The organism is Pseudarthrobacter phenanthrenivorans, from assembly GCF_036455295.1.
Lineage (GTDB): Bacteria > Actinomycetota > Actinomycetes > Actinomycetales > Micrococcaceae > Arthrobacter > Arthrobacter phenanthrenivorans_C.
Map to the genome: position 1 here is coordinate 1 of NZ_JAYXNX010000011.1, position 20,274 is coordinate 20,274.

Here is a 20,274-nt window from a genome sequence, read left to right on the forward strand (position 1 = left end):
CTATTGAGTTCTCAAACAACAGACACACCCGGCACCACCCAAACTCTCGTTCAGGATCGCTCCGGAGCAACTTTTCAAAGTTACCCGATCCCCCACCCCAACGCAAATCCATCAACCAGGATTTCCATCAGCAAGAAGACCGCCCCAACCCAATTCCAGCGCCCTAAAGAGCAACCAGAAAATGGCTTTGATTTGGGGGTTTTTGGCCGCCCGGTCAACAGTTCTTCAATGTCTCCCCCGCGGCGACTTAGAAAACAATACACGCACCCCGCCCCCACCGCAAACCGGGCTCGTCCGCCGACAGATCCCTGAAAATCCGGGGCAGAACGGGCACAAATCGGAGCGCTAGGAGTTTCGCCGCCGCCATCACCAGACGTGGGCTGCCTCACGTTTCACCGCGGCAAACGAGAGTGTGCAGGACAAGCAATATTTTCTGCCGGCCGGAGGGATACCACCGTCCAACAAACAGCATCTTTTGTTGACTAGCGAGAAGGCCTGCCACCCAGTGGCAGGCCTTCTGCTGATTTTCACTACTTGTACCAGACCGCAACGCCCTTGTGGTGTGAACAGGTGCCTTGGTGAGTTGCGGAGTAGGACAATGTGCCATCCACGCACAAGGCTGTAGCGCCACCACCGGCAGGGGCCGCGGGCGCAGCAGGAACGTCGACAGGAGCCTGAGGCGCTTGCTGGGCAGCGGCCGCCTGTGCTGCCTGATCGGCAGCCGCCTGGTCCGCGGCAGCCTTGGCAGCAGCCGCCTGGTCAGCAGCGGCTTTATCCGCTGCTGCCTTGTCTGCTGCGGCCTTTGCTGCAGCAGCGGTCTTCTCGGCTGCAGCCTTGTCCGCTGCTGCCTTGTCCGCAGCAGCTTTCTCCGCAGCCAGGTCGTCGAGGCTCTTGACGCCCAGGCGCACGGGGGATCCCTTCGGCGCCTGTGCACCGGAGGCAGGATCCTGGGAGACCACCTGCCAGTTCTTCTTTATGTCGATTGACTTGCCGTGGGCCGTGTCCGCGGCTTCTACCTTGAACCCGAGCTTTTCCAGCTGATCCGTTGCCTTATCCAGCGTCAGGTTTACAACGCCCGGGACCGTGACCATCTCTGTCGTTGCCGAAACAGAGGTTGCCGTTGCAGTTGCTGTGGGCTGCGTCGCAGCTTGCTTGCCGCCGCAACCGGTCAGCATGAGCCCGGCCAGAACTGCCAGGGCCAGCGTCTTCTTTAACCTGCCGGCGGCAGGACTGAACTGTTCTTTCATAAATTCCCCCTAGGAATGCATGTGATGGTGGTAAACATTGGGCCCGGGCGATGCCGGGCGGAAGCCGCCTACTCGCAGGCGATGCCGTCCGAGTCACGGTCCAGCGCTGACCGGTAGCCTGGTTGGCCGGCGTAAATCGGGGCAGCTCCGGCTGCCCTCGCGGCCGTGCAGTTGGCGTAGTAGACAGCAGCAGGTGCGGGAGCAACGGGCGCGGGCGCAACCGGAGCCGGTGCCGGCGCGACAGGTGCCGGAGCCGGAGCGACAACGGCAGGAGCCGGAGCAACCGGTGCCGGGGCTGGAGCCGCGGGTGCCGGCGCGGCAACAACCGGAGCCTGCTGGTTTGTCGGAGCCAGCTGGCCGGAACAATCGCCAAGGATCCGGGCCATCGCGTCGTGCTCGGCCTGGGTGACCCACAGCCCATAGGTGGCCTTGACGGAGATCTGGCGCGCTACGTACTCGCACCGGAAACCCTTGTTCGGGGGCAGCCAGGTGGCAGCGTCGCCGTCGCCCTTTTGCTGGTTGGTGGGGCCATCCGTGGCCTGCAGGTTCAGTGGGTCATTCGCAAACGCCGTCCGCTGCTCGGCAGTCAGCTGCTGCGCACCCTTCTGCCATGCATCGCTCAGCGCCACCACGTGGTCGATCTGCACCGCTGTGCTGGTGGCCGCGCCGCGGACAAAACTGATGGTGGTCCCGGTGTAGGGATCCGCCAAGGTGCCGGACTGCACTTTGCACGGCACGCTGTTGGTGTACGTGATCGCGGTGAGGTCCCGCTTAAGAATGTCATTGCGGGTATCGCAGCCGTTTCGGTCCACGTCTGCCCATGCCTGGCCAAACTGCGCCCGGTCATAGCCCGTTTTTGGCGCCCGGCCCTTGATGGGAAGGGCGGCGAGCAGATCCATGGCTTTCGTTGCGTAGGCCGGTTGCGCGTTCGGCGCGGTTGCGGTGACGCCCGCAGCCAAAGAATTGGGACTGTCCGGATCCAGGGGTTCACCCGAGTCCTGGGCAGTGGGAGTGGACGACGGCGACGCCTGGGCCGTCACGGTTGGGCTCGCTATTGCGGACGGGGATTTCGGCGTGCTTTCGGAGGAAGCAGCTTCAAGGTCCGCAGTGGCAACGTGCGGCACTGCGGAAGCGCCGCCTGCGATCAGGACCAGGGAGGCCGCGATCGCGACGGCGCCGGCCTTCCGTTTAGCAGGAAGCCACGCCCATGAGCGCCGTCCAGTGAGAAGGACGTAGAGACCGGTGAGCGCGGCCGCGATGCCAAGGAAGACCAAGGCACCTCCAATCCCGCTGCTCAATCCGCCCAAGAGCATGAACAACGCGGTGATAAAGCCCACCACGAATGTGGAAGTACGAGGTTTCCGCGGCGGCTTCGGCGCAGACGAAAAGGAACCCCTGAGGGTTTGGTAGTCGGACAATTTTTCCCCATTTAAAAGGGGCGCCGGATGACGGTGCCCCCGCATTTGCCGGGCCTGCTGCTAAGCCCGGCAAGACTCGTCGCGGACGAGCCTATGCGGCGGCCAGAGGCTTCTGGCCCGGGGCGCCGGATCTTCAGCTAACCCTCAGCCAGTCTTGATGGGACCTTGAGGAAATGGGTCGCAATTACTCCCAGTGGCTTAACAATTGACCGGCAACTAATCCCCTGGGAGAAGGGGCGGGTCCATTCCGCACGGTGCAACGCCAAGATAAAGTGTGGCGCATGCAAATGCGACTCGAAGTTGTCCAAATCCCGGTTTCGGACGTCGACAGGGCGAAAGCCTTCTACACGGACAAGCTGGGATTCGTGCTCGACCACGATGTGGAGCACATCCCGGGGATGCGGGTGGTCCAGCTGACTCCCCCGGGGTCTGCCACGTCGGTGGTCATCGGCACGGGGATGACCACTATGACGCCCGGAAGCCTGGAGGGATTGCAGCTGGTGGTCCCGGACATCGCTGAGGTCCACAGTGAACTGACCAGCCGCGGCGCGGACATCAGCGAGGTGCAGGACCTGGGCGGCGTCCTGTTTGCCTACTTCAGTGATCCGGACGGCAACCGCTGGGTCATCCAGGGCCAGACGCAGCAACACATCCGGGACGCGCACAAAACGTCAGGATGAGCCACCAAAGGTGATGGGCCGTCGCCCAGGCTCAGGGGCCCGGCACAGCTTCTCCCGGCGCGGGTTCGGCAACGTCCTGGACCACTTCGTTATGACGCAGGAACCACGGCTTGAACGGAGGGTCGAAGCGCGCGAACCTGGGCGGTCCCACCGCGGTCAGCCCGGCAAGGGTGAGCGCGGCCTGCAGGCCATTGGTGTGCCGCTCGAAAGCGGACGCAGAGCCGCCGCCCGAGAAACCCATCACTGCGGCAAGGGAGCCCGGCACGGCGCGCACCCTGACTTCGGGATCAGTGGGAACGGGCGCGGTTTCGGCGGTCACGCCGGCGGGGAGGACGAAGGCCACCGTGAATTCCCCCGGCTTCCCGGGACCGTCCAGCGGCCCGCTTTGTAGCACGGGGGTGGTCATGGCCAGCTTTTGGGGCCCCGTCTCCTGGAGCACGGGAGCGGTCATGGCCAGCTTCTGCCGGGCTGTATTGTTGCCGCTGATGTAATTGAAGAGATGCCGGAAGGCGGCATTGCCGGCGCGGTCGAAACCCGCAGTCACGGTCACTTCGGCCACAACGTACTCCGGGTACCGGCGGAGTTCAAAGTGCGGATAGCGCCGGACCAACTCGTAAGGCTGCTGTTCAGTCATGGTGGTGAGAGCCTACGCCCGTCCTCCCCGCACAGCCAGACCCGGAAGTCCCGCCCCTGCCGCGCTCAGACCGCTCCCTTGGTGTTCCGCTTCCGGCCCTTGCGCGCAGCACAGCGCTGCCAACCACAATGACGAACAGGAGGCCCAGCACGCCGAAGATTACTGTCAGGACAACGCCTAAACCGCGCAGCTCCACGCCGTCACTCTGGTAGCCGAGAACTATCGCCCGGCCGGGGTCATTGTCGGCATAGACAACCGTTGCCTCGTCGCCCACCACTGGGTGCTGGTCGTAATCCACCGCCGCGAAGGTGCGGTGGGCTGAGCCGTCGGCGGCCGTGAAATCGACCTGGATGCGGCGGTTGGAAGATTTGGTGACGTCGTCGAAATGGACGATCGTCCCGGTGGCCTGGAAACCCGTACGGCCCAGCTCCTCGTCCGCGTTGATCATGAAGCTGCCCACTCCGATGAAGACCGGGCCGAGGCACAGGACCAGGACGGTAATTACCAGGTTGAGTTTCCCCTTCCAGGTCAGCTTGGATTTGCGCTTGCCGTCAGTTCCGCCCCCAGTCACGTCCCCTATTCTGCCTGAGCCTGTCGCCAAAGCCACACGCAGGTCCGTTGCCATAGGCAAGCATTTCGGACACAATAGTTAGCAGAACTAATTAGCAGTGCTAAGAAAAGCACGCAGGAGGCGCACCCGCTTACATGTCCCCTACTCCAACGAAGAACCAGCCAACCGCAGATCCCACCGCTCCGGACACCCTCGCCATCGATCTCCGCACCGCCGTCATGCGAACCTCGCGCCGGCTCCGGGTCGAAGCCACCGGCGAGATCATCACCCCCGGCCAGTACACCGTCCTGGCCCTCCTGAACGGCAGCGGACCCAGCACGCTCCGGGCCCTCGCCGAAAGCGAGCATGTCCAGGCGCCGTCCATGACCAGGATCGTCAACGCGCTGGCGGACCAGGGCTTCGTCACCAGGAGCACCAATCCCGACGACGGCCGCCAGGTCCGCGTGGACATCACCGATGCAGGCAGGACAGTCCTGGCAGAGGCACGGAGCCAGCGGACCGCCTGGCTGGCCCAGCGTGTTGCGGGCTTGAGTGAGGAAGACCGGCTTGTCCTCAGCCGCGCCGCCAGCATCATGCAGGAAATGAGCGGCAAATGAGCGCAATGTTCCGGGCCCTCGAAAACCCCAACTACCGCATCTGGGCCAGCGGCGCGATTGTCTCCAACATCGGCACCTGGATGCAGCGCGTGGCCCAGGACTGGCTGGTCCTGACCGTCCTCACCGACCACTCGGGTGCCGCCGTCGGACTTACCACGGGACTGCAGTTCCTGCCCATGCTGCTGTTCGGCCCCTACGGCGGAGTGCTGGCGGACCGTTACCGCAAGCGCATCATCCTCATGTGGACGCAGCTGGCAATGGGGTTTACGGGCCTTGCCATCGGGCTCCTGGTAGTCACCGGCACAGCCCAACTGTGGCACGCCTATGTGGCGGCCTTCTGCCTGGGAATTGCGAGCGCCGTGGACGCGCCCGCCCGGCAGGCCTTTGTGTCCGAACTGGTGGGCCAGGACAACATTTCCAATGCGGTGGCGCTGAACTCGGCGTCCTTCAACACCGCCAGGCTCACGGGCCCCGCCATCGCCGGCGTGCTCATCGCCTGGGTGGGCACCGGCCCGGTGTTCCTGCTGAACGCCGCGAGCTTTGCCGCCGTCCTGGTCTCGCTGTTCAGGATCCGCATCACCCAGGCCGCCCCAGCGGCGAAGGGCGCCCGGAACAAGCACCAGGTCGCCGAAGGTATCAGGTATGTGCGCAGGAGGCCTGACCTGATGCTGATCATGGTCCTGGTGGGCATCCTGGGCGCGTTCGGCATGAACTTCCCCGTCATCAATTCGCTGATGGCCACCACAGAGTTCAGCATGGGACCGAGCGAATTCGGCCTCCTCGGCTCAATCATGGCCGTAGGGACCCTGGGCGGCGCCCTCCTCGCGGCGCGCCGGTCCGGCCCGCGGCTGCGGTTCCTGCTGGGCGGAGCGCTGGGCCTTGGGATCTTCACGGTCCTTGGCAGCATCGCGCCGACATTCTGGGTTTACGCCGCCGTCCTGGTTCCCGTGGGCCTGGCGTCCATCACCTTCCTGAACAGCTGCAACACCAGCATCCAGCTGTCCGTGGAGCCGCAGTTCCGCGGCCGCGTCCTGGCCCTGTACCTGGCCATCCTCCAGGGTGGGACCGCCGTGGGTTCACCGCTGGTGGGGTGGATAGGCAGCCAGTTCGGCGCCCGGTGGGCGGTCGCGGCGGGCGGAATCGTGGTGCTGCTGGCGGGCGTCGCCGCCGTGGTTGCAGTGACCCGGCGGAACCGGCTTACCCTCCGGGGTGCGGTCCGGATCGCCCTTGGCAGGCGCGAGCCCGCGGTCTGAGAAGGCCACGCGGGCTCCTCCTTTACAGGGCAGCCCTGCGGGAACGGTTTACGCCGGCTTGGTGACGATGTCCACCGAGACCTCGACGGCCGGGACCGTTCCGCGGTTCTCCAGCCAGTGCAGGGTGTTGCGGTCCTCCGGCCACCCCACCCCGGGCCCGTACTCGGTGGCCACGCCATCGCGGTGGTCGGTGATGGTTCCCTGCAGGATGTAGACCGTTCCGGGACGGCCCACATGGTCATGCAGCGGTCCGAACACTCCGCCCGGCTCGATGGTCACCAGCCGCATCCGCAGTTGCCGCCCGTCCATGCCGTCGATTTCACCGGCAAGGTCTACGGTTGCCAGCAACTCCACAGAGACGCCCTTCGTCTCCGCCGCCACCTCTTCCACGCCTACCGCTTCCCCCTAACTCCGGGCCATTCTGAACTGGCCACTGATGAACTGGCCGCTGAACGACGGCGGCGCCGGCCCGCCGCTGCCACGCACCCATCCTGCGGGTGCTTCGGGCGGCGCGGCGCCGGCGTCGTATTTCTGTTGCCGGGCCTGCAACTGCGGGCCCGGGCGTCAAGACTGCATCGAGGAGATGTTGAGGATGTTGCCCTCGCTGTCCAGGAACCAGGCCGCCTGGCCGTAACCTTCCATCGTTGCGATGCCGTTCTCGGTCTTCAGCCCCGGCATGTCGTAGTCTTCGAAAACGACGCCCCGGGCGCGCAGTTCATCCACGTCCCGCTGAACGTCATCGGTGGCCCAGCCAATTTGGGTGTTCTTGGCCGAGCCGGCGTTGTCCGTCTGGTAGATCAGGAACGATGTCCCCTTTCCGCACCGGTAGACAAGGCCGCCGTCGGCCATCGTCCGCTCGGGCTCAAACCCCAATTTGTCCCGGTAAAAATCCTTGGCCCGGTCGATGTCCTTGGCGGGCAAAACGGCCATGACTTCCATATCTTTGAGCATGACAAGCAACTCCCTGTGCGATTGTGATGGCGACGCTCTCCCCCGAAAACAGTCCGGCCGTCCCCCGCCGGGCCACGTGTCCGTCCTTCCCGCCGACTGCCGGGGCGGCCACCCGGAACCCCGCCTGCCGCCGTGGCAGCAGCCATCGACGCGGGGTTCCCGAAGTCTACGAGGACATTATGGGACTGAAACCCACGCGGCGGAATAGGGTATTTTTTTGCCCCCGCGCTGCCGTTTCGGGCCGCTATTTCCGGGCCGCGCGGACTGCCTTACGCACCGCTGCCCCGGCTGCGGATACCAGCGGAACCAGGCATACCAGGGCGGCGATGGTGTTAGGGCGGAAGGCGGGGCGGCCGTTAACCGTGCGGTATATCCCGAGGGGGACAACGAAGCCGCCCCCTCCTCCGCCCGAGGGGCCCTCTTCCGACTCCGTGCCGCCACCGAAGCCGAACGACACCAGCGCCACGGGCACGATTTCCTCCCCGCCCAGGTTCACCGGGGTGCCGTACGCACGGGCGACGCCCATGTTCTTGAACGAGTCCGCCAGGGATGCAAGAGTGTCAGCCATTCCATCAGGCTAGGGAGGGGCACGCGGAACCGGAAGGACCATAAGTCCCACTGGTGCGAGCGAATGCCTACTTCCGGATTTCCGCCATCCGCAGGCGGATCACGTCCGCCACCACGTCGTCCGGCACAGGATGGCCGGCGGTAAAGCGGATGGTTCCCTTGGACAGGGAGTAACCCTCCAGTCGGCCAGCAACCGCTTCCACCACTGCGGAGGAAAACGGGAAGACGGAAAGGTGCCTGGCGGCGGCCACGGCGGCGACCAGGGGCTTGCCGTCCAGCTTCAGGGCAGGCATGCCGTAGCTCATGCCCTCCGTGGCATCGGGAGCGAGGGACCGTGCGATCTGCACCACGCGCTGGAGGCAGCTGCGGTCCGGTTCATCCAGCGCGGCCAGCGCATCATCCACAACTCCCATCAGGAACCCCGGCTTTTGCTCGCTGCAGGCCCATCCGTGGACACGGGCATGACGGCGCTGCTGCGGCCCTCGAATGTGGACATGCGCCCAGCATAGGCCCGGGAACTGCTGCCGTTAAGGGAGGACTACATTCACAGGGTCCCTGCCCTCCTGCAGGAGCCCGATCTGCTTCCTGAGCAGGCGCACCATGCGGGGGAACATGGCGGAGCTGGCACCGCCGACGTGCGGGGTGATGAGAACGCCGGGAGCGGTCCACAGCGGGTGGCCGGCCGGCAGTGGCTCCGGGTCCGTCACGTCCAGGGCAGCCCGAAGCCGGCCGCTTGACGTCTCGGCGAGCAGGGCGTCCGTGTCGGCCACCGGCCCGCGGGCCACGTTCACCAGCAGGGCACCGTCCGGCATGGCGGCCAGGAACTTGGCGTCCACCAGCCGTTCAGTCTGTTCGCTCAAGGGAACACTGACCACCACGATCTCGTGCAGCGGCAGCTGCTCATACAGCGAGTCGATCCCGTAGATGGTTCCGCCTCCGTCCTCCCGGGCACGGCTGGCCATCCGGGTGACCTCGGTTTCGAACGGCAGCAGCCGGGCCTCGATGGCCTTGCCCACTCCCCCGTAGCCCACCAGGAGCACCCGCCGGTCGGCCAGGCTGGGGCGCTGGCTGTTGTCCCACATCCCCGTCTCCTGGTTCCGGACAAAGTCAGGGATCCCGCGCTGGGACGCCACCATCATGCCCACAGCGAGCTCCGCCGTGGACGTCTCATGGACTCCCGCCGCGTTGGCGAAGGTGACGCCTTCGGGCAAAACCGAGGCGACGCCGTCGTACCCGATGGACTGGCTTTGCACCAGGCCCACGTCCACGCCTTCCAGTGCGGCAAGCGCCGTGGGCTTGCCCATGTACCCGGGCACCAGCAGGTCCAGCCGGCCCTCCGGCGCAGGCCCCGCAAGGTCCCAGAGGACAAATTCGACGCCGTCCATGGGCGCAAGTGCGTCCAGCAGGTCCTGGGAGGGCAGGCACACGCGGAGGCGGGCGCTCATGCGGCGACCATCAGCTTCACGTTGGCGGCGCTCAGGGCGTTTTCGATTTCGCGTGGCGGCGGCGCATCAGTCACCAGGATGTCCACCGCGTCGAAAGCCGCCAACCGCGCGAGCGCGTACCGCAGCATCTTCTGGTGGGTTGCCACCACCACCACCTGTTCTGCCGAATTCATAAGGGCGATCTTAGTGGCCCGCTCCACGTCCCGCTCGATGTAGAACGCCTCGTCGTGGATACCGGATACGCCGATGAACGCTGTCTTGGCCCGCAGGCCGGCGGCGGCACCGACGGTCATGGGGCCGTTGAAGGCCTGGCTGTCCAGCAGCAGCTCCCCGCCCAGGCAGATGGTCCGTGCCGCCGTCAGCTGAAGGCAGCGCTGGAGGGCGGGCACGGAGTGCGTGATGATGGTGCCGGTGAAGGACGTGGGCAGTTGCTGTGCGATCTGGTAGGTGGTGGTGCCGGCATCCAGGATGATGGCGTCACGCTCGCCGACCAGCGACACGCAGGCGCGGGCCACCCGGAGCTTTGCGTCGGCATCCTCCCGGACCCTTGCGGCAAAGTCCGCACTCTGGCCGTGGCCGTCCACGGCGCTGACTCCGCCGTGGACCACCCGGGCCAGCCCGCGCTTGGACAGGACCCGGGTGTCACGCCGGACCGTCATGTCAGAGACGGAGAACCTCACGGCCAGATCGTTCGTGGAAATGAACCCCCTCCGGCCCAGCTCATCCAGGATGGTCTGCTGACGGGGCGTCAGCGGCCCTTCCTTTTGTGCGGTACCCATAGGCCGTTCTCCCTCCCCAATAGGCCGGGCAGGCGCCTGGCGGGATGTTGCAATTCCAACATGTATCTTCTTACGAACGTACCCCGATGGCGGCATCGGCAAGCTCCACGGGGCGTCCTTCCTTAATGGAACGTTCGGCGGCGAGGCCCATGCGCACCGACTGCAGCCCGTCCGCGACGGTCACTTCCACCGGTCCTTCGCCCAGGATGGCCTTCCGGTAGCCCAGGTGTTCGTAGTAGGTGGAACCGTGGTGGGCCCCTGCTGCGAGGACCGCCTCATCCACCGGTACCTCGTGCTTTTCAGGGCCCAGCGGAGAACGCGGGCTGAATTCCACAGTGGCTTCAGCCTCGTCGCCCGGGATCCAGTGGTTGGCGGCCACGGGGATGAGGGTCTCGATCTTGGCCGCGTCCCCCACAATGGAGATCCGTTCCTGGAACTTGGAGCCCTCGGCGAACATGGACAGTTCCAGCATGGCGCGGCGGCCGCCCTTGAAGTCGACAATCACGTAGGCGTTGTCCACCATGTCAGATACCCGGCCGTCATACACCTCGTCCATGTGGTTCACATCGTGCCCGCCGCTGGCGTAGACGCGGACGGGTTCGTCCTGCAGGATCAGCCGCATCAAGTCGAAGAAGTGGCAGCACTTTTCCACCAGGGTTCCACCCGTCCGTTCGGCGAAACGGTTCCAGGCGTCCACCTTGTGCAGGAACGGGAACCGGTGTTCCACGATGGAGAGCATGTGGATGTTGCCGAGCTTGCCGCCATGCGCTGCCCTGATGATTTCCTGTACGGGCGGCATGTACCGGTATTCCATGGCCACCCACACGGGCGCCGGGTAGGTGGCGGCGAGGGTTTCCAGCTCATCAGCCTGCTCCGCACTGGTGCACACGGGCTTTTCCACGAGCACGGGCAGGTTGGTTCCGCTGGCGAAGATGTCCTTCAGGATTCCAAGGTGCGTGTCGTTGGGGCTGGCGATGACCAGCGCATCGACCAGGCCGGAGGCCAGCAGTTCGTTGTGGGTGGAAAAGGTCTGCACCTCATAGCCGATCTCCTTGGCAGTCTCCTCCAGGGACGACGGCGTGGGATCCGAGACTGCGGTGATCCTGCTTCCAGGGATCAGGGCAAGGTTCCTGACGTGTTCACGGGCCATGTGGCCGGCTCCGATCAGGCCGTACCGGATTGTCCGTACTGGTTCCGCAGTAGGCAATGACATGAACTGCTCCGTTTCTCTACGTTGAGTGGGGGCCGCGGCGTTGCTTCCCAAACACAACTATACAGAAAGTGTTGTTTTTCCAACATAGCGTGTGTATATTTCTTCAGTACCAGCCGGAACTACAACGAGGTGGATCGTGCCCCAACCGACAACCGGAACCCTGCTCTTCGTAGGATGCGCCACTCTTGACTCCATTGCCCTGGTGCAGGATTACCCGGCCGCGGACAGCCGCACGGTTGCCACGGATTTTGCGACGGCGGGTGGCGGCCCGGCGGCAACCGCAGCCGTGGCGGCGGCCCGGGCAGGGGCAAGGACAGCCTTTGCGGGCGTCCTGGGCACCGATGAGGAAGGTGACCGCATCATCCACGGACTTGAGGCCGAGGGCGTGGACACGTCCGCCGTGGTCAGGGACGCCGGCGTCAAAACCGGCGCCAGCGTGATCATCGTCAGCAGGGCCACCGAAAGCCGGGCCATCGTTACCCGCCCGGTGCCGCCGGTCAGCTTTCCCGCCGGCAGCCGCTTTTTCGAGCTGCTGGAGTCGGCGGCATGGGTCCACACGGACCACCTTGGCTGGAACGCCGTGGCTACGGCGGCCAACCGCCCCCGGAACGTCCACGTCAGCGTTGACGCCGGCAATCCGATTCCCGCCTTCAGCCCGCTTGGCGTCGCGCTGTACGTGCCCACCATCGAACGGCTTCAGGCAGAGTACGGCGCCGGCCACTCCCCCGAGGCCCTCCTGGGCAAAGCGCTCGACGACGGCGCTTCCGCCGTCGTCGCCACCGCCGGCTCGGACGGGGCGTGGGTTCTGGAACGCGGCGGCCAGGCGGTCCACGTCCCTGCCTCGGCTGCCACCATCGTCTCCACCCTCGGCGCCGGCGATGTGTACCACGGCGCCCTGCTCGCCGCCGTCGCAGCCGGCCTTCCCCTCGTGGAGGCCGCCGCGTTCGCCGGCCGCACCGCCGCCGCCTCCTGCGGCGGCCTCGACGGCCGCTCCGCCATCCCGCGCCAAACCATCAATCTCGTCCCTGCATCCAACTGAACAGCTTCCCGCTGAACAGCTCCAACTGACCACTGAAAGAAGCAGCCCGTGAGCACCACAGACCTTTCCTCCCTCCAACGCCCCTCAGGCGCCTTTGCCATGCTGGCCGTCGACCAGCGCGAAGCCATGCGGAACATGTTCGCCGAGCACACCGACCAGCCCGTCACCGACCAGGACCTGCGCGACTTCAAGCTCCAGGCCGCGCGGATCCTCACTCCCTATGCGTCCGGCATCCTGATCGACCGCCAGTTCGCCCTCGACCAGGCCATCGAAGCCGGCGTGGTGGACCCCGGCTGCGGGCTGATCGCCTCCGCAGACCACTTCGAGTCCGCGCACGGCGAGCTGGTGGGCGAGGTGACCATCGACCGCCTGGTGGACCCGCACAAGTACAAGGCGCTTGGCGTCAAGGCCCTCAAGCTGCTGGTGCTCTACCGCCCGGACGAGGCCGCGGAGGGACGCGTGGCCATGGTCCGTGAGTTCGTGGAGAGCTGCCGGTCCGCCGGGCTGATCAGCATCATTGAACCCGTCTCCCGCAAGCCCCTGGCCGGCGGTGACTTCGACTGGAACGCCGGCATCCTGGCCGCCGCCAAGGAACTCGGCAGCCTGGGCGCCGACCTCTACAAGGCCGAGGTCCCCTTCAAGGGCCAGGCATCCGAGGAAGAGGTCCGCGCCGCCTGCGCCGAACTGACCAAAGCCATTGACGGTCCCTGGGTGGTCCTCTCCTCCGGTGTTCCCGAGGACGTCTTCCCCGACGCTGTCCGGTGGGCCTGCCTGGAAGGCGCCAGCGGCTTCCTCTCCGGACGCGCGGTCTGGGCCTCCTGCATCGGGGCGCCCGACGTCGTCGAATCCCTGTCCACCGATGCCGTCCGCCGGCTGCAGCGCCTCTGCGCCGTGGTGGACGACGTGGTGTCCGCCCAAAGGACCAACGCCTAGGCACTCCTGCAGCGCCACAGCACCCTCACGGGGCCCCGGCCCCTTTCCAGCAGTAAGCAAGCAACGCAGTAAGCAAGCAAGGCACAGCAAACACTCAACGAGGAGATTATTGTGAGTCAGATTTCACGCAGGCAGGCAGTCGCCCTTCTCGGGGCCATGGGCTTCGGAGCCGCTGCGGCAGCGTGCGCCGGACCCGGCGGTTCCACCAAACCCGGAGGGGCCACCGGACCGGCTGCGCCTTCCACCGGAGCCGTGACCGGCAAGGTGTCCTTCGCCCACTGGCGCGGCGAGGACAAGGCCGTGTTCGACGAACTCATCAAGCGCTTCACTGCAAAGCACGACGGCGTCGAGGTGGCCCAGGACATCTCCACCTCCAACGACTACAACGCCCAGGCCCTGCAGAAGCTGCGCGGCGGCTCCATCGGCGACGCGTTCGCCACCTTCCGCGGCGCACAGTTCAAGAACTTCACCGAAGCGGGGATCTACACCGACCTCAAGGACAGCCAGGCGGTGAAGAACTACCAGAAGGGGCTCCTGTCCGCCGGCCAGAACGGCGACAGCCAGCTGGGGCTGCCCTACCAGGTGGTGTTCCCCATGCCCATGGCAAACCTGGATTTGTTCGACAAGGCCGGCGCGGACGTGGCCCCGAAGAACTGGGACGCCTTCCTGGGCATGTGCGAAAAGCTCGCTGCTGCCGGGGTCATCCCCATCTCCTGGCCGGGCGGCGATGTTGGAAACGGCGGCCAGCTGTTCAACTGCATGATCGCCAACAATGCCCCCGTCGACGACATGTGCGCCCAGATCGAACAGGGCAAGCTCAAGTGCACCGATGACTGGTTCATCAAGATGCTCAACCAGTACAAGGACCTGAAGCCTTTCGTGCAGCCCAACGCCACCGGCACCGCGGTTGAGCCCGCGCAGAACCTGTTCTCCCAGGGCAAGGCCGCCATGCTGGCCACCGGTTCGTACCACCTGGCGGCAGTCCGGAGCCTGGGAGCCAAGTTCCCTATCGACCTGGTGTTCCCCAACACCACCTCCGACGGCAAGGGCAAGTACGAGGGTGCCTACAACGCCACCTTCATCCTGGGCGTCAACTCGGCCAGCAAGAACCAGGCCGCCGCAGCGGCCTGGATCGATTTCCTGTCCGAGCCCGAGAACGCCGGCTACTACGCCAACCAGACCGCCCAGCACGTCTCCGTGGACAAGGTGGAGTACACCAACCCTGACCTGAAGCGGCTGAGCCCCTGGCTGCAGAAGAAGACGGCGCTCGCCGCCCGGTTCCAGTTCAACAACCTTGATGTCCGCAACGCGGTGGAGGCCAGTGCCACGGCCGTCATCTCCGGCACCAGCCCGGAGCAGGCAGCCGCTGCCGCCCAGAAGATTGTTGACGAACGGCTATGAGCATCCATCCCGGAACCGCCGCCAAGCGCAAGGCGCCGGAAGGCCAGGCGTCCGCGGGCGCCGCCAAGGTGCGGCGCCGCTCCCCCACCAGGGTGAATCCGGCACTGTACCTGTTCCCGCTGCCCGCCGTCGCCGTCATCGCCTTCTTCCTGGTGATGCCCACGCTGCAGGCCTTCCAGTACGCCATCACGGACTGGAACGGCTTCTCGGCCGCGTTCAACTACGTGGGCCTGGACAACTTCATCCGGGCGTTCACCAAGGACTCGCTGTTCACCAACGCCCTGACCAACAACCTGAAGTTCGTGCTCCTGGTGGTGATCGCCCAGACTGCGTTCTCCCTGGTCCTGGCGCTGCTGCTGACCAAGAACTCGCGGGGCAGCATCCTGCTGCGCGCCCTGTTCTTCTTTCCCACCATCCTGTCCTCGGTGTCGGTGGCCTTCATCTGGAAGTTCATCTACGACCCCAACTTCGGCCTTGCCAACACAGTCCTCAGGACTGTGGGGGTGGACGGCGGCGCCTACCTTGGCAACGACGCCCAGGCCCTGTACTGGGTGGCCGTCACCCAGGTCTGGTTCCACTCGGGCCAGATGATGGTGGTCTACATCGCGGGGCTGCAGGCCATCCCCAAGGAACTCTACGAAGCGGCGGAGATGGACGGTGCCAACAAGTGGCAGCAGTTCAAGTCCATCACCTGGCCGTTCGTGGCTCCCGCCACGTCCATCGTGGTGGCCTACACCACTGTGCAGTCGTTCAAGGCCTTCGACCTCATCCTCGGCATCGCGGGCAACCCGCCCAAGGCCGCGCTGGACATACTGTCCACCCGCATCTACAGCACCTTTGCCAACTCGGAGTTCGGCTACGCCGCCGCCCAGTCGATCATCTTCATGGCGATGATCGCCCTGGTCACGTGGCTTCAGCGCCGACTGCTCCGGCTGACCCCGAAGGGGGACTAGCAGCATGCTCGCCTCAGTAAGCCGCCGCGCCATCCTGGCCATCTACGCGGTCATCATCATTATTCCGCTGACCGTGGTGGCCTTCGGCAGTTTCAAATCCACGCAGGAACTGTTCGCCGGGCCGTTCAGCCTGCCGCACTCCCTCGCCCCTGACAACTTCACCGAAGTGGTGGGCGGCCAGAACCTGGGCTCGTCCTTCCTGAACAGCGTGATCGTCACCGGCATCTCCGTCCCGCTCACCCTGTTCCTGGCCAGCTTGGCCGGGTACGCGGTCTCCCGCCTGAAAGGGTTCATGGCCTGGGCCATCTTCGGCTTCCTGGTGCTGGGCATGGCCATCCCGGCGCAGGCCAACATGGTGCCGCTGTACGTACTGTTCGGCCGGCTGGGCCTGCTGGACAACCTGGCCGGCCTGATCCTGGCCAACGTGGTGTCCACGCTTCCCATCGCCGTCTTTATCCTGGGCGGGTTCATGCGGACGCTGCCCAAGGAGCTCTACGAAGCCTCCTCGATTGATGGCAGCGGGCCGTGGAAGACCTATTCCTCCATCGCCCTGCCGTTGTCCGCACCGTCCATCGCCGCGGCCGCCATCTTCCTGTTCGTCATCCACTGGAACGAACTCCTCTACCCGCTGCTGTTCATCCAGACCCCCGGGAACCGGACCCTGCCGCTGGCGCTGCTGAGCTTCCAGGGCGAGTTCCAGACCAACTACCCGCTGCTGTTTGCCGGCGTGATCCTGGCGTCCCTGCCCGTGGTGGTGGCCTACGTCTTCCTGCAGCGCTACTTCGTGGCCGGCATCACGGCGGGTGCAAGCAAGGGATGAGCACGACGACGACGGGCGGCACCGTCGGTGCCATCCCAGCCCAACGAAAGGCAATATCCATGAATCTCAAATCAGCCCGGCACCTTGTCAACGGCTCCTGGCACAGTGCCGGAACCGCCAGGGACGTGACTGATCCGGGCAACGGCAGCACCGTGGGCGAGGTGGCCTGGGGCTCCGCCGCGGATGCCACCAAGGCCGCGGACGCGGCCGCCGAAGCGTTCGGCGCCTGGTCCCGCACCACTGCCCGCCACCGTGCCGACCTGCTGCGCGGCGCCGCCGACCTCCTGGCCGAACGTCGCGATGAACTCGCCCATACCCTGGCGCTCGAGGCGGGCAAGCGGCTCCCCGAAGCGCAGGGCGAGGTGGACTTCTCGGTGGAGTACTTCCGATGGTTCGCCGAGGAGGCCCGCCGCGCCACCGGCACCATCAGCCCGCCTGAACTGCAGGGCCGGCGCCATCTCAGCAGCCGCAAGCCCCTCGGCGTGGCCCTCAGCCTGACGCCCTGGAACTTTCCGGTTTCCATCCAGGCCCGGAAGCTCGCCGCGATGCTCGCCGCCGGCTGCACCGTGGTGGGCAGGGTGTCCGAGAAGGCCCCGCTGGCCGCCACCGGGCTGTTCGAGGTCCTGCACGACGCCGGGTTCCCCGCCGGTGTGGTCAACCTGGTCCACGGACCGTCCCGCGAGGTCACCGGCGCCCTGATGTCCCACCCGGCGGTGCGCGCCGTCAGCTTCACCGGCTCCACGGGGGTCGGCCGGCAGATCATGGCATCCGCCTCGGAGCGTGTGGTCCGGCCCCTGCTGGAGCTGGGCGGCAACGCGCCCTTCATCGTCTTCGAGGACGCCGACCTGGACGCCGCCGTCGAGGGCGCCATCCTGGGCCGGCTCCGCAACACGGGCCAGTCCTGCGTGGCGGCCAACCGCTTCCTGGTCCAGGACACCGTCGCGGAGGAGTTCGCACAGAAACTGGGTGCCCGGTTTGATGCCATGAGCATCGGCCACGGGGTTCCCGACGGCGGCGCGCCCGTCCCGGATCTCGGTCCCGTCATTGACGCCGAAAGGGTATCCGCTGTCCAGGCACTGGTGGATGACGCCCTGGAGCGTGGCGCCCGCCGGGTCACCCAGCGGACCTCCGTGCCGGGCGAAGGAGCCTTCATGGCACCCACCCTGCTCACCGACGTCCCCGACGATGCACTCCTGGTGACCGAGGAAGTTTTCGGTCCGGCGGCCGGCGTCGTGACGTTCTCCTCGGAGGACGAAGCCGTCCGGAAGGCAAACGACACCGAGATGGGGCTGGCCGCTTATGTATGGAGCAGCAACCCCAAGCGTGGCTGGGAGATCCCCGAGCGGCTTGAGGCCGGCATCGTGGGCGTGAATGACCCGCTGCCGTCTGTTGCCTTCGCCCCCATGGGCGGCGCCAAGCAATCAGGCCTGGGCAGGGAAGGATCAAGCCTGGGCCTCGAAGAGTTCGAGGAGGTCCAGTACGTGGCCTGGAGGCCATAAGTGCTGACCACCGGGCTGGTATTGGCCGCCGTCGTCATGGGCGCCGGGATGCAGCGCGTCACCGGCATGGGGTTCGCCCTGGTCGCCGCCCCTTTCCTGGTCCTGCTCCTGGGTCCGGTGGAAGGGGTGGTGCTGGTGAACGTGTGCGGCGCGGTGACGGCGGGGGCCATCATCTTCCGGGTGGTGAAGGACATCGATTGGAAGCGCTACGCAGCCCTTGCGGCCTCGGCGCTGCTGGGCATCATTCCGGCAGCCATCCTGATCCGGCTCATTCCGGCACCTGTACTGGAGATCTCCATCGGGGTGATCCTCGCCGTCGGGCTGACCGTCCTGCTGGTCCTTAAGTCCGCCACACTGCCCCAGCGCCGCCGCTACCTGTTGACCGCAGGCGGCCTCAGCGGCTTCATGAACACAGCGGCGGGCGTGGGCGGTCCGGCGGTCAGCATGTACTCCATCGCCACCCGGTGGCAGCACAAGTCTTTCGCGGCCACCATGCAGCCGTACTTCTTCACCATCGGAACGTTCTCGCTGATCTCGAAAGCGATCACGGCTCCCGCGACCTTCCCCGTGCTGCCCTTGGCGATGTGGCTGGCCGTCGCCGTCGCCTGCCTGGCCGGCCTGGTCCTGGGCGACCTCGCCTCCAAGCACGTCCCGGCCCGGGCAGCGCAGTTTCTCCTGATCATCCTGGCCTACCTGGGGGCGGCAGCCACCATCATCCGCGGCATATCCGACGCCGTTGCCTGAACCGACATTTCACCTGCACCTGAGAGAGGAACTAAACATGACGTGGCTCGACAGTGCGGCCCACGCACGATGGCTTGAAGCGGAAACGGACCGGCTGATCCGTTTCGCCGAGGCTTCCAAAGTCCCCACCGGCTTCGGCTGGCTGGACAACTACGGCAAGGTGTTCGCCGACAAACCAACCCACTTGTGGATCACCGCGCGGATGACCCACAGTTTTGCCGTTGCCGCCCTGATGGGACGGCCCGGCGCCGGGACGCTGGTGGACCACGGCATCGCGGCCCTCAACGGGGCCCTCCACGACGACGAGTTCGGCGGCTGGTACGCCGAGGTGGACCAGAACGGACCGGTGAACGACACCAAATCCGGCTACCAGCACTCCTTCGTGCTCCTGGCTGCCGCGAGCGCCGTTGCCGCCGGGCGCCCGGGAGCACGGGAACTGCTGGCTGAGGCGCTGCGCATTTCCGACACGAAATTCTGGGACCATGAGGCCAACATGTGCTTCGACTCGTGGAACCGGGAGTTCACCGAGACCGAGGCGTACCGCGGCGGCAACGCCAGCATGCACTCGGTGGAGGCATACCTCATCGTCGCCGATGTCACCGGGGAAAACCGGTGGCTGGATCGGGCCCTGCACATCGCCGAGGTGCTCATCCACAACTTCGCGCGCAACAACGACTACCGGGTGTTCGAGCACTTCGACCCCGAGTGGAACCCGATGCCGGAGTACAACACGGACGACCGTGCCAGCCAGTTCCGGGCCTACGGCGGGACTCCCGGACACTGGGTCGAGTGGGCACGCCTGCTGCTCCACCTCCGGGCAGGGCTCGAATCCCGCGGCCTGGACGTCCCTGCCTGGCTGCTGGAGGACGCGCGGGGCCTGTTCGACGCCGCCATCCGCGACGCCTGGCAGCCGGACGGCCATCCCGGATTCGTGTACACCGTGGACTGGGAAGGCAAGCCGGTGGTCACCACCCGCATCCGGTGGGTGCCTGCAGAGGCGATCGGAGGCGCGGCGGCCTTGTATATCGCCACCGGGGAGAAGACGTATGCGGACTGGTACGAGCGGATCTGGGACCACGCCCGGGACTGGTTCATCGACTACGAGCACGGGTCCTGGAAGCAGGAACTCGACGAGAACGGAAATGTCAGCTCCACCGTATGGTCGGGCAAAGCCGACATCTACCACCTCTGGCACTGCTTGGTGGTACCACGCCTGCCGCTGGCGCCCGGGCTGGCCCCGGCGGTAGCGGCAGGCCTGCTGGACGCAGGGATCAACGCCAACCTTGACTCAGGAAAGAACCGAAATGCCTAACATCTCCCCCTCCCAGGAACCAGTCCTGCACGTCGCGGCCGCGGACGCCGGATCCGTGGACCTGCGGCTCGAGGCAGGCGCCCCGGCGGCAGTGCGCATCGAGGTGCAGGGCACGTGCAGCTGCCACGGCACCTCCCGCCGGCCAGGCTCCTACACGGACACGGATTTCGGCAGGCGGTAGCCCTTTTTACGCCAGCCATGGAGTCGCGGCGGTTGTGC

24 protein-coding genes are annotated in these 20,274 nt (G+C 66.0%); 13 read left to right on the forward strand and 11 right to left on the reverse strand.

Translation table 11 applies throughout. The features are described from left to right. Positions 1 to 312, forward strand: a 312-nt coding sequence (locus VXJ37_RS14645; RefSeq protein WP_331323766.1) for a hypothetical protein, incomplete at its 5' end; no start/stop codon positions are given. Positions 313 to 530: 218 nt separating this feature from the next. Here the strand turns inward: VXJ37_RS14645 and VXJ37_RS14650 are convergent. Continuing rightward, positions 531 to 1,247 carry a PASTA domain-containing protein gene (locus VXJ37_RS14650; RefSeq protein WP_331323767.1) on the reverse strand — a complete coding sequence of 239 codons (717 nt, stop codon included), beginning with the start codon at positions 1,245 to 1,247 and terminating at the stop codon, positions 531 to 533. Between the two features lie 68 nt (positions 1,248 to 1,315). Beyond that, entirely contained in the window at positions 1,316 to 2,665 is a 1,350-nt protein-coding gene (locus VXJ37_RS14655) for a GmrSD restriction endonuclease domain-containing protein (RefSeq protein WP_440589817.1), read from the reverse strand. A 281-nt stretch (positions 2,666 to 2,946) separates the two neighbouring features. On the opposite strand from VXJ37_RS14655, the gene VXJ37_RS14660 reads away from it, so the two are divergent. Further along, positions 2,947 to 3,345, forward strand: a complete 399-nt coding sequence (locus VXJ37_RS14660; protein ID WP_331323769.1) for a VOC family protein — start codon at positions 2,947 to 2,949, stop codon at positions 3,343 to 3,345. A gap of 31 nt (positions 3,346 to 3,376) precedes the next feature. Here the strand turns inward: VXJ37_RS14660 and VXJ37_RS14665 are convergent, their stop codons facing one another. Beyond that, positions 3,377 to 3,979 carry an SOUL family heme-binding protein gene (locus tag VXJ37_RS14665; protein WP_331323770.1) on the reverse strand — a complete coding sequence of 201 codons (603 nt, stop codon included), beginning with the start codon at positions 3,977 to 3,979 and terminating at the stop codon, positions 3,377 to 3,379. Then, positions 3,972 to 4,550, reverse strand: a complete 579-nt coding sequence (locus tag VXJ37_RS14670; RefSeq protein WP_331323771.1) for a DUF3592 domain-containing protein — start codon at positions 4,548 to 4,550, stop codon at positions 3,972 to 3,974. Before VXJ37_RS14670 ends, VXJ37_RS14665 begins: the two co-directional genes overlap by 8 nt. A 134-nt stretch (positions 4,551 to 4,684) precedes the next feature. Here VXJ37_RS14670 and VXJ37_RS14675 point away from each other — a divergent pair, with 134 nt between their 5' ends. Continuing rightward, complete coding sequence (locus tag VXJ37_RS14675; RefSeq protein ID WP_331323772.1) at positions 4,685 to 5,146, forward strand: MarR family winged helix-turn-helix transcriptional regulator; 462 nt, start codon at positions 4,685 to 4,687, stop codon at positions 5,144 to 5,146. Next, on the forward strand, positions 5,143 to 6,399 hold the full coding sequence (locus tag VXJ37_RS14680) for an MFS transporter (protein ID WP_331323773.1): 1,257 nt from the start codon (positions 5,143 to 5,145) through the stop codon (positions 6,397 to 6,399). The genes VXJ37_RS14675 and VXJ37_RS14680 overlap by 4 nt, the downstream gene beginning before the upstream one ends. 48 nt (positions 6,400 to 6,447) lie before the next feature. Here the strand turns inward: VXJ37_RS14680 and VXJ37_RS14685 are convergent, their stop codons facing one another. The 7 genes from VXJ37_RS14685 to VXJ37_RS14715 form a co-directional block, all read right to left on the reverse strand. Beyond that, entirely contained in the window at positions 6,448 to 6,780 is a 333-nt protein-coding gene (locus VXJ37_RS14685) for a cupin domain-containing protein (RefSeq protein WP_331323774.1), read from the reverse strand. A gap of 183 nt (positions 6,781 to 6,963) precedes the next feature. Continuing rightward, complete coding sequence (locus VXJ37_RS14690) at positions 6,964 to 7,350, reverse strand: VOC family protein (RefSeq protein WP_331323775.1); 387 nt, start codon at positions 7,348 to 7,350, stop codon at positions 6,964 to 6,966. Positions 7,351 to 7,594: 244 nt separating this feature from the next. Continuing rightward, positions 7,595 to 7,918, reverse strand: coding sequence for a hypothetical protein (locus VXJ37_RS14695; RefSeq protein WP_331323776.1), 324 nt, complete (start codon positions 7,916 to 7,918; stop codon positions 7,595 to 7,597). A 67-nt stretch (positions 7,919 to 7,985) separates the two neighbouring features. Next, the gene (locus tag VXJ37_RS14700; RefSeq protein ID WP_331323777.1) at positions 7,986 to 8,330 is read right to left on the reverse strand and encodes an iron chaperone; all 345 of its coding nucleotides are present in this window, start codon (positions 8,328 to 8,330) and stop codon (positions 7,986 to 7,988) included. Positions 8,331 to 8,444: 114 nt separating this feature from the next. Beyond that, positions 8,445 to 9,362 (reverse strand): 2-hydroxyacid dehydrogenase, encoded by a 918-nt coding sequence (locus VXJ37_RS14705; RefSeq protein ID WP_331323778.1) that lies wholly within the window; start codon positions 9,360 to 9,362, stop codon positions 8,445 to 8,447. Then, positions 9,359 to 10,141 carry a DeoR/GlpR family DNA-binding transcription regulator gene (locus VXJ37_RS14710; protein WP_331323779.1) on the reverse strand — a complete coding sequence of 261 codons (783 nt, stop codon included), beginning with the start codon at positions 10,139 to 10,141 and terminating at the stop codon, positions 9,359 to 9,361. Before VXJ37_RS14710 ends, VXJ37_RS14705 begins: the two co-directional genes overlap by 4 nt. Positions 10,142 to 10,211: 70 nt before the next feature. Beyond that, a complete protein-coding gene (locus tag VXJ37_RS14715; protein ID WP_331323780.1) occupies positions 10,212 to 11,354 on the reverse strand; it encodes a Gfo/Idh/MocA family protein in 1,143 nt (380 codons plus the stop codon). A 136-nt stretch (positions 11,355 to 11,490) separates the two neighbouring features. On the opposite strand from VXJ37_RS14715, the gene VXJ37_RS14720 reads away from it, so the two are divergent. From VXJ37_RS14720 to VXJ37_RS14760, 9 genes are all read left to right on the forward strand, one after another. Continuing rightward, positions 11,491 to 12,393, forward strand: coding sequence for a PfkB family carbohydrate kinase (locus VXJ37_RS14720; RefSeq protein WP_331323781.1), 903 nt, complete (start codon positions 11,491 to 11,493; stop codon positions 12,391 to 12,393). A gap of 48 nt (positions 12,394 to 12,441) precedes the next feature. Then, positions 12,442 to 13,326: an aldolase gene (locus VXJ37_RS14725; RefSeq protein WP_331323782.1), complete on the forward strand. Its 885-nt coding sequence runs from the start codon at positions 12,442 to 12,444 to the stop codon at positions 13,324 to 13,326. 111 nt (positions 13,327 to 13,437) lie between these two features. Further along, positions 13,438 to 14,727 (forward strand): ABC transporter substrate-binding protein, encoded by a 1,290-nt coding sequence (locus VXJ37_RS14730; RefSeq protein ID WP_331323783.1) that lies wholly within the window; start codon positions 13,438 to 13,440, stop codon positions 14,725 to 14,727. Then, positions 14,724 to 15,680 (forward strand): carbohydrate ABC transporter permease, encoded by a 957-nt coding sequence (locus VXJ37_RS14735; RefSeq protein ID WP_331323784.1) that lies wholly within the window; start codon positions 14,724 to 14,726, stop codon positions 15,678 to 15,680. The genes VXJ37_RS14730 and VXJ37_RS14735 overlap by 4 nt, the downstream gene beginning before the upstream one ends. A 4-nt stretch (positions 15,681 to 15,684) precedes the next feature. Continuing rightward, positions 15,685 to 16,500 (forward strand): carbohydrate ABC transporter permease, encoded by an 816-nt coding sequence (locus tag VXJ37_RS14740; RefSeq protein WP_331323785.1) that lies wholly within the window; start codon positions 15,685 to 15,687, stop codon positions 16,498 to 16,500. Between the two features lie 59 nt (positions 16,501 to 16,559). Next, positions 16,560 to 17,999 (forward strand): NAD-dependent succinate-semialdehyde dehydrogenase, encoded by a 1,440-nt coding sequence (locus VXJ37_RS14745; protein ID WP_331323786.1) that lies wholly within the window; start codon positions 16,560 to 16,562, stop codon positions 17,997 to 17,999. Beyond that, the gene (locus VXJ37_RS14750; RefSeq protein WP_331323787.1) at positions 18,000 to 18,743 is read left to right on the forward strand and encodes a sulfite exporter TauE/SafE family protein; all 744 of its coding nucleotides are present in this window, start codon (positions 18,000 to 18,002) and stop codon (positions 18,741 to 18,743) included. A gap of 37 nt (positions 18,744 to 18,780) precedes the next feature. Further along, positions 18,781 to 20,055, forward strand: coding sequence for an AGE family epimerase/isomerase (locus tag VXJ37_RS14755; protein ID WP_331323788.1), 1,275 nt, complete (start codon positions 18,781 to 18,783; stop codon positions 20,053 to 20,055). After that, positions 20,048 to 20,236 carry a hypothetical protein gene (locus VXJ37_RS14760; RefSeq protein WP_331323789.1) on the forward strand — a complete coding sequence of 63 codons (189 nt, stop codon included), beginning with the start codon at positions 20,048 to 20,050 and terminating at the stop codon, positions 20,234 to 20,236. The genes VXJ37_RS14755 and VXJ37_RS14760 overlap by 8 nt, the downstream gene beginning before the upstream one ends. The last annotated feature ends 38 nt before the right edge of the window (positions 20,237 to 20,274 follow it).

Bases quoted from the DNA above. Each gene is read 5' to 3' on its own strand.
- VXJ37_RS14715 (WP_331323780.1), bottom strand. From the start codon at position 11,354: ATGTCATTGCCTACTGCGGAACCAGTACGGACAATCCGGTACGGCCTG.
- VXJ37_RS14665 (WP_331323770.1), bottom strand. From the start codon at position 3,979: ATGACTGAACAGCAGCCTTACGAGTTGGTCCGGCGCTATCCGCACTTT.
- VXJ37_RS14700 (WP_331323777.1), bottom strand. From the start codon at position 8,330: ATGGGAGTTGTGGATGATGCGCTGGCCGCGCTGGATGAACCGGACCGC.
- VXJ37_RS14650 (WP_331323767.1), bottom strand. From the start codon at position 1,247: ATGAAAGAACAGTTCAGTCCTGCCGCCGGCAGGTTAAAGAAGACGCTG.
- VXJ37_RS14705 (WP_331323778.1), bottom strand. From the start codon at position 9,362: ATGAGCGCCCGCCTCCGCGTGTGCCTGCCCTCCCAGGACCTGCTGGAC.
- VXJ37_RS14695 (WP_331323776.1), bottom strand. From the start codon at position 7,918: ATGGCTGACACTCTTGCATCCCTGGCGGACTCGTTCAAGAACATGGGC.
- VXJ37_RS14745 (WP_331323786.1), top strand. From the start codon at position 16,560: ATGAATCTCAAATCAGCCCGGCACCTTGTCAACGGCTCCTGGCACAGT.
- VXJ37_RS14710 (WP_331323779.1), bottom strand. From the start codon at position 10,141: ATGGGTACCGCACAAAAGGAAGGGCCGCTGACGCCCCGTCAGCAGACC.
- VXJ37_RS14690 (WP_331323775.1), bottom strand. From the start codon at position 7,350: ATGCTCAAAGATATGGAAGTCATGGCCGTTTTGCCCGCCAAGGACATC.
- VXJ37_RS14760 (WP_331323789.1), top strand. From the start codon at position 20,048: ATGCCTAACATCTCCCCCTCCCAGGAACCAGTCCTGCACGTCGCGGCC.
- VXJ37_RS14755 (WP_331323788.1), top strand. From the start codon at position 18,781: ATGACGTGGCTCGACAGTGCGGCCCACGCACGATGGCTTGAAGCGGAA.
- VXJ37_RS14660 (WP_331323769.1), top strand. From the start codon at position 2,947: ATGCAAATGCGACTCGAAGTTGTCCAAATCCCGGTTTCGGACGTCGAC.
- VXJ37_RS14740 (WP_331323785.1), top strand. From the start codon at position 15,685: ATGCTCGCCTCAGTAAGCCGCCGCGCCATCCTGGCCATCTACGCGGTC.
- VXJ37_RS14680 (WP_331323773.1), top strand. From the start codon at position 5,143: ATGAGCGCAATGTTCCGGGCCCTCGAAAACCCCAACTACCGCATCTGG.
- VXJ37_RS14675 (WP_331323772.1), top strand. From the start codon at position 4,685: ATGTCCCCTACTCCAACGAAGAACCAGCCAACCGCAGATCCCACCGCT.
- VXJ37_RS14735 (WP_331323784.1), top strand. From the start codon at position 14,724: ATGAGCATCCATCCCGGAACCGCCGCCAAGCGCAAGGCGCCGGAAGGC.